This window comes from Stenotrophomonas sp. GD04024, from assembly GCF_029837545.1.
Classification (GTDB): Bacteria; Pseudomonadota; Gammaproteobacteria; order Xanthomonadales; family Xanthomonadaceae; genus Stenotrophomonas; species Stenotrophomonas forensis.
Genome location: NZ_JAOEDV010000051.1, coordinates 24,274 through 32,109, shown reverse-complemented (window position 1 = coordinate 32,109; position 7,836 = coordinate 24,274). Strand labels below are relative to the sequence as shown.

Sequence of the window (7,836 nt, the reverse complement as noted above, 5' to 3'; positions counted from 1 at the left end):
TCCCAGTGCGATCAAAGTATCGCTTCTTGGCGTCCGCCCACGGGGAGCCAGATCAGTCCGCGGCATGGATGCCGCGGCCAAGCCCCCATGGACGGGTTTACGGCGTCCCCTGCCACCGGACCCACCCCGCCTACCCACAGGAAGCCAGCTTTTGCTGTTGCTGTTGCCGGCCAGCGGCCGGCACTACCGCGGGTGCAGGGCGCAGCCCTGCCGAGCCCCCCAAACCCTTACTGGAGGAGCGAGCGCAGCATCCAGGCGTACTTCTCGTGGGTCTGCAGGCGCTGGGTCATCAGATCCTCGGTCGGGGCATCGTCACCCTTGGCCGCCACGTCCAGCACTTCACGTGCCGTACGGCAGACCGCTTCGTTGGCGACCACCAACTGGCGTACCATTTCACGCCAGTCCGCACTGTCGGTCAGGCCCGGTTCCTCGGCGATCGAGGTCAGCGCAGCAAATTCCCGGTAGGAGCCCGGGGCATTGAAGCCCAGCGCGCGGATGCGCTCGGCCACGTCGTCCAGTGCCGCCCACTGCTCGGTGTACTGCGTCTCGAACATGGTGTGCAGCGAGTTGAACATCGACCCGGTCACATTCCAGTGGAAGTTGTGGGTCTTCAGGTAGAGCGTGAACGCATCGGCCTGGAAGCGCGACAGGCCGTCGGCGATCTTCTTGCGGTCGCCCTGGGTGATCCCGATATCGATGTTCGGTGCCGACGGTGCCGCCGCTGCAAGCTTCTGCTTGCCGGTCTTGGCCTTGGTCGTGCTCTTGGTCTTCGCCATGGGGTTCCTCCTTGTGGAATCGTTGGCCTTCACAGTAAATCAGTCTCGATGACTGGTCGCTTTCAAAGTTTTGAACGAACCGATTGATGAACGCTATCGATAAAAATCCATCGCCCCGCCTGCGCCAACAGCGTGCCGCCATCGACGGCGCCATGAGCCGCGACCGGGGCCGCCTGCTGGGAATGCTCTCGCGTTGCCAGGCCAAGCCGCAGGATGCAGCACTGGCCGCCACCTTCGAGCAGGCCTTGCAGGCATCGGTGCAGCGCCGGCAGGTGCGGGCGCAACAGCAACCATCCATTACTCTGGACCCGCAGCTGCCGATTGCGCGTGAAGCCGACGCGATCATCGAGCTGATCCGCGACCACCAGGTAGTGGTGATTGCCGGTGAAACCGGCTCGGGCAAGACCACCCAGCTGCCGAAACTGTGCCTGGCCGCAGGCCGTGGCCAGGCCGGCATGATCGGCTGCACCCAGCCGCGACGGATTGCCGCACGTGCGGTGGCCAGCCGCGTGGCGCAGGAACTGCAGAGCGAACTGGGCCAGCTGGTCGGCTACCAGGTGCGCTTCAACGACAAGGTCAGCGAAGACAGCCGCATCAAGTTCATGACCGACGGCATCCTGCTGGCGGAGATCGCCAGTGACCGCTGGCTGTCGAACTACGACACGATCATCGTCGACGAAGCGCACGAACGCAGCCTCAATATCGACTTCCTGCTGGGCTACCTGAAGCAGCTGCTGCGCAAGCGCCCGGACCTGAAGCTGATCGTCACCTCGGCCACCATCGACACCGAACGCTTCGCCCAGCATTTCGACAATGCGCCGGTGATCAGCGTCGAGGGCCGCACCTTCCCGGTGGAAGTGCGTTACCGCGCGTTGGAAGGCGAGGGCGAAGACCAGGGCGAACGCACTGTCAACGATGCCATCGTGTCGGCCATCGACGAGATCACCCGCCTGGATGCGCGCGGCGACGTGCTGATCTTCCTGCCTGGCGAACGTGAGATCCGCGACGCGCACCAGTCGCTGGAGCGCCGCAAGTACCGAAATACCGAAGTGCTGCCGCTGTACGCGCGGCTGTCCAACCAGGACCAGGACCGGGTGTTCAACCCCGGCCCGAACCGGCGCATCGTGCTGGCCACCAATGTGGCCGAAACCTCGCTGACGGTGCCGCGCATCCGCTACGTGGTCGACCCCGGTTTCGCCCGCGTCAAACGCTACAGCCCGCGCAACAAGCTGGATCGCCTGCATATCGAGCCGATCTCGCAGGCAAGCGCCAACCAGCGCAAGGGCCGTTGCGGTCGTATCGCCGAGGGCATCTGCTATCGCCTGTACGCCGAAGCTGATTTCCAGGCGCGGCCGGAGTTCACCGATCCGGAAATCCGCCGCTCCAGCCTGGCCGGGGTGATCCTGCGCATGCTGCAGCTGGGCCTGGGCCGCATCGAGGACTTCCCGTTCCTGGAAGCACCCGATGAGCGTGCGGTGGCCGATGGCTGGCAGCAGCTGACCGAGCTGGGCGCGATCGATGCCGAGCGGCGCATGACCACCGTCGGCAAGCAGATGGCACGCCTGCCGGTGGACGTGAAGCTGGCGCGCATGCTGGTGGCCGCGCAGGCCGCCGGCTGCCTGCGCCCTATGCTGGTGATCGCCTCGTTCCTCGGCATCCAGGACCCGCGCGAGCGACCGCCCGAGGCGCGCGGCGCGGCCGACAGCGCACATGCGCAGTTTGCCGATGGCCGCTCCGAGTTCGTCGGCGTGCTGCGCCTGTGGGACGCCTACCGGCAGGCCCATGAAGACCTGACCCAATCGAAGCTGCGCGACTGGTGCGGTCGCCATTTCCTGGGTTTCCTGCGCATGCGCGAATGGCGCGAGCTGCATCGCCAGCTGCGCCTGCTGTGCGAGGAACTGGGCTGGAAGGAAGAGGCTGCCGAGGCGTCGATGGCGCCGCTGCTGGCCGGCAGTAGTGCGCCGGCGCGTGATGACGCGGCAGCGGTGAAGGCCACCCGTGGCCAGCTGCACCGTGCCGCGCGGCTGGCCCGCGAGGGCAAGGCCGAAGCCGCCCCGGCACCCGTGGCCGTGCGCGCGCAGAAGGAACAGGCGCCGGCGGGCGGCGGTTTCAGCGAACGCGTGCGTGCCACCGCCTACCAGACCCTGCACCGGGCGCTGGTGGCGGGCCTGCCGACGCAGATCGGCCACCGCACCGAGAAGGGCGATTTCCAGGCCCCGCGCCAGCGCCGCTTCCTGCCGTTCCCGGGCTCGGCGCTGTCCAAGCGGCCGCCGCCTTGGCTGCTGGCGGCCAACCTGCTGGACACGCAGAAGGTGTGGGGCATGACCCTGGCCGCAATCGAGCCGGACTGGGTGATCGCCGAACTGCCGCACCTGCTGCTGCGCAAGCACTTCGATCCGCACTGGTCGCGCGCGCAGGGCCAGGTGCTGGCGTCCGAGCAGATCAGCCTGTTCGGCCTGGTGCTGGCGCCGAAGAAGCCGGTGCACTATGGCCGCATCGAACCGGGCGAAGCGCACGACATCTTCGTGCGGCAGGCGCTGGTGACCGGCGAAATCAACACCCGTGCCAGCTTCGTGGCCGACAACCAGAAGGTGCTGGAGGTCGCGCGCGAGGAAGAGGCCAAGCTGCGCCGCGCCGGCATCGTTGCCGACGAGGACTGGCAGGCGCGCTGGTACCTGGACCGGGTGCCGCCGCAGATCCACTCGGCGGCGGGTCTGGATACCTGGTGGAAGGGGCTGGCGCCGGAGCAGCGCAAGACGCTGCACTGGTCGCTGGTCGACCTGCTGCCCGGCGAAGGCAGTGAACAGGAGCGCTACCCGAAGTACCTGGCGCTGGGCCAGGCGCGGTTGCCGCTGCATTACCGCTTCGAACCGGGCGCCGACGATGACGGCGTGACCCTGGACGTACCGCTGCACCTGCTCAACGCGCTGGATCCGGTGCAGCTGGGCTGGCTGGCGCCGGGCTTCGTGGTGGACAAGGCCTCGGCGCTGATCCGCAGCCTGCCCAAGGCGATGCGCCGCAACTATGTGCCGGCGCCGGACTTCGGCCGCGCGTTCTTCGAGGCGTTCCCGCAGCCCAGCGCCGATGCCATCACCGGTGAGCTGGCACGCTTCCTGTCACGCGCGACCGGTGCCACGGTGACCGCGCTCGATTTCGAGCCCGGTGTGATCGAACCGCACCTGCACATGAACCTGCGCCTGCGCGACGAGCACGGCAAGGTGCTGGCCACGTCGCGTGACCTCGATGCGCTGCGCGCGAAATTCGGTGGTCGTGCCGGCGATGCCTTCGCGGCGCGTGCCGGGCGCGAGATGGCGGCCGATGGCCTGCGCACGTTCCCGGCCGCGCCGATTCCGCTGCAGGTTCCCGGCGAAGCGGGTGTGCCGGCCTATCCGGCATTGCTCGATGAAGGTGACAGCGTGGCGCTGCGCATCTTCGCCGACCGACAGCAGGCGCAGGAAGCCCATCCGCTGGGCGTGCGCCGCCTGCTGGAGATCGCCCTTGCCGAGAAGGTCAAGCAGGCACGCAAGCAGCTGCCGGTGGGGGCCAAGACCGGCCTGCTGTACGCGGCCATCGAATCGCAGGAGCGCCTGCGTGGCGACCTGGTCGATGCGGCGATGAATGCCGTTCTGGCCGAAGGCCTGGAGGACATCCGCGATGCGGCGGTCTTCGAGCAGCGTCGCGACCACGCGGCCAAGGCGCTGTTCGGCGAGGCGATGTCGCGGCTGAAGTTGGCCGAGACCATCCTGGCGCTGGTGGCCGAGCTGAAGCCAATGCTGGAGGCGCCATTGATGGGCTGGGCGCGCGGCAACCTGGACGACATGGAAGCGCAGCTGGCCGGACTGATCCACCCCGGCTTCCTGCGCGACACGCCGGCCGACGCGCTGGCGCAGTATCCGCGCTACCTGAAGGCGATGATCCTGCGCACCGAGCGGGCCAAGCGCGATCCGCCGCGCGACCAGGTACGCATGCTGGAGCTGCATCCGTTCCTGGACGCACTGCGCGATGGCGAGGCACAGGGCCTGCGTGAACGCCCGCAATGGCAGGCACTGCGCTGGGACCTGGAGGAACTGCGGGTGTCACTGTTCGCGCAGGAGCTGGGTGCGCGCACCGGCATCTCGGCGAAGAAGCTGGCGCAGCGGGTAACCGCACTGCGCCAGGCGTGAGTCCGATCCGGTAGAGCCGAGCCGGTGCCCGGCTCTACCTCCAGCACGCGCCGTTACTTGGTACGGCGGACCTTGGGCTGGGTGTTCACGCCGTCAACCTTCATGTACCAGACGCCCATCACCCCGGGCTTGATGCTCACCCGGGGTGACGACTTGCGCACGCCGGCCAGGGTCGTGGCATCGGTCTGTTCCCATTCCTGGCCGTTGTCCAGCACGTAGATGCGGCCCTTGCCGAAGCCACGGAACTCGCCCTGCAGCACGCCGGTGATTGGCTCGTTGCTGCCGAAATCGAAGAAGCCCCGGTTCTTCACGATCACTTCCTGGCGTCCTTCCTCGCGCGCCTCCTCGCGGACGGCGGCCACGGCCTGGGTGGTGGCCGCCTCGACCTTGCCCTGCAGCCAGCGGTTGAGCGTGGCCAGTTCCGCCGCATCCAGCTTGTCCAGCCCGGCGGCCTTGAACTCGGCGGGCGACATCTGCTGCTGCAGGTCGCCTTCCACCACGCGCTGGGCCAGCGCAGGCGCCGATACGGCCAGCAACAGCGCGGCGCAAGCGAGCACTCGTGGACGGAAGTGTGGAACGATCGAGGGCATGGCGGGACTCTCCTGGGTTTGCCCGCGAGTGTAGCGGCATGTCCTCATGCCAGGCGATGGTGGCCGCGGCGATTGTCCCTGAACGGCGCCGGCGCTAGTGTAGGGGCCTCTGTCTTGCCTGCTCGATGCTGTGAACCGCGCTTCCGTCCCCGGCCTGGATGCCTTGTTGAACCGTCCCTCGGCAGCGGTGCTGCCCGCTCCGCTGCGCCAGGCCCTGCGCGGGCACTGGGATGCCCCGGAGTGCGACCACCAGATGCGCGCCAGCTGGTCGGTGCTGGGTGACACCCTTGATGCGCTGTCGATGCTTTCAGCCGACGAAGGCGCAGTGGTCGCGGCCCTGCTGTTCGACCTTCCCGGGTTGCGTGCCCACCTGGACGCGTTGCCGCTGGGCAACCACAAGGCAGCGGTGATCGGCCTGCTCGACGGCCAGGACGCTGCTGACCCGGTATGGGCGCTGCATGCCGGTCGCGAGGCCGGGCGCAACAGTGAAGGACTGCGCCGCCTGCTGCTGGCGATCATCCGCGACCTGCGCGTGGTGCCGATCCTGCTGGCCCGGCAACTGGCGCGGATGCGCGCGGCCGACAAGCTGGATGACGAACAGCGCCGCGCGCTGGCCCAGCTCACCCGCGACATCCATGCACCGCTGGCCAACCGGCTGGGCATCTGGCAGCTGAAGTGGGAGCTGGAGGACCTGGCCTTCCGCCACCTGGAACCGGAAACCTACCGGCGCATCGCCCGTGAGGTGGACGAGACCCGCATCGCGCGTGAGCGCTACGTCGAGAACGTCAAGAAGGTGCTGTCGCGCGAACTGGTCGCGCAGGGCATCAAGGCCGAGGTCAGTGGCCGTCCGAAGCACATCTACAGCATCTGGCGGAAGATGCAGAAGAAGCGGCTGGCGTTCGACCAGCTGTACGACATCCGCGCGGTGCGGGTGATGGTCGACGATGTCGCCGCCTGCTATGCCGCGCTGGGCGTGGTGCATGCACTGTGGGCGCCGGTGCCGAGCGAATTCGATGATTACATCGCCCGTCCCAAGGCCAACGACTACCGCTCGCTGCATACCGCCGTGGTCGGCCCGGAAGGGCGCACCATCGAAGTGCAGATCCGCACCCACGAGATGCATTCGCAGGCCGAACTGGGCGTGGCCGCGCACTGGAAGTACAAGGAAGGCGGCAAGGGCGCGGAGAAGGCCTTCGACCGCAAGATCACCTGGATGCGGCAGCTGCTGGAGCAGGCGCAGGACGGGCAGGGCAACGAACTGGCCGGGGCGCTCGACGCCGAGCTGACCGAGGACCGGGTCTATGCGCTGAGCCCGAAGGACGAGGTGCTGGACCTGCCGCAGGGTGCAACGCCGCTCGATTTCGCCTACCAGGTGCACACCATGGTCGGGCACCGTTGCCGTGGCGCCAAGGTCAATGGCCGCATCGTGCCGCTGACCTACCGCCTGCGCAGCGGCGACCGCGTCGAGATCCTGACCGGCAAGGAGGCCGACCCGCGCCGTGACTGGCTGATGCCGGCCAATGGTTTCCTGGCCAGCAACCGTTCCCGCGAGAAGGTGCGCAGCTGGTTCCACAAGCTGGACCGTGCGCGCAACGTGCAGGCCGGTCGCGAACTGCTCGAGCGCGAGCTGAAGCGGCTGGGCCTGCAGCATTCGGATCTGGCAGTGGCGGCGAAGAAATTCCACGCCGACAGTGTCGATGACCTCTACATCCAGGTGGCGCTGGGCGATACCGGGCCGAACCAGGTCAGCCGCGCCCTGCTGGAAGCCGAGCGCGCGGCCAGCCAGCCAGCAGCCGCGCCGGCGTTGCCGCGCCCGACCGCGCGCCGGGAGAACCTGGGCAAGTCCAAGTTCACCGTGCAGGGCGTGGGCAACCTGCTGGTGCAGCTGGCGCGCTGCTGCCAGCCGGTGGCAGGCGAGCCGATCGTCGGCTACCTGACCCGTAGCCGGGGTGTCACCGTGCATCGGGCAGACTGCGCGGCGCTGGCCCGCCTGGCTGCCACCAGCCCGCAGCGGATCCTGCCGGTGGAATGGGGCCAGGCCGGTGGCGGCTACGAAGTGGACGTGGTGGTCACGGCGGTCGATCGCCGCTGGCTGCTGAAGGACATCACCAACCTGATCGCCCAGGAAGACGCCTACGTGCTCGACATCCACAGTGACAATGTGCGCAACAGTGGCCGTGCCCATCTGCGCCTGCGGTTGAAGGTGAGCGATTACGGCCAGCTGTCGACCCTGCTGGGCAAGCTGGACGCGCTGCCGGGCGTGAGCGAGGCACGTCGCCTCGGCTGAGCTTCACGCTGCCCCGGCTA

4 protein-coding genes are annotated in these 7,836 nt (G+C 68.1%); 2 read left to right on the top strand and 2 right to left on the bottom strand.

The window, feature by feature from the left end; translation table 11 throughout:
* Positions 1-227 precede the first annotated feature (227 nt).
* Positions 228-776: a Dps family protein gene (locus N7590_RS15370; RefSeq protein WP_006439098.1), complete on the bottom strand. Its 549-nt coding sequence runs from the start codon at positions 774-776 to the stop codon at positions 228-230.
* Between the two features lie 86 nt (positions 777-862).
* On the opposite strand from N7590_RS15370, the gene hrpA reads away from it, so the two are divergent.
* On the top strand, positions 863-4,939 hold the full coding sequence (gene hrpA / locus N7590_RS15365; protein WP_164242802.1) for an ATP-dependent RNA helicase HrpA: 4,077 nt from the start codon (positions 863-865) through the stop codon (positions 4,937-4,939).
* 53 nt (positions 4,940-4,992) lie between these two features.
* On the opposite strand, the gene N7590_RS15360 is transcribed toward hrpA, so the two are convergent.
* Positions 4,993-5,529 (bottom strand): hypothetical protein, encoded by a 537-nt coding sequence (locus tag N7590_RS15360; protein ID WP_164242801.1) that lies wholly within the window; start codon positions 5,527-5,529, stop codon positions 4,993-4,995.
* Positions 5,530-5,659: 130 nt separating this feature from the next.
* On the opposite strand from N7590_RS15360, the gene N7590_RS15355 reads away from it, so the two are divergent.
* Positions 5,660-7,816, top strand: a complete 2,157-nt coding sequence (locus tag N7590_RS15355; RefSeq protein WP_053450555.1) for a bifunctional (p)ppGpp synthetase/guanosine-3',5'-bis(diphosphate) 3'-pyrophosphohydrolase — start codon at positions 5,660-5,662, stop codon at positions 7,814-7,816.
* Positions 7,817-7,836 lie beyond the last annotated feature (20 nt).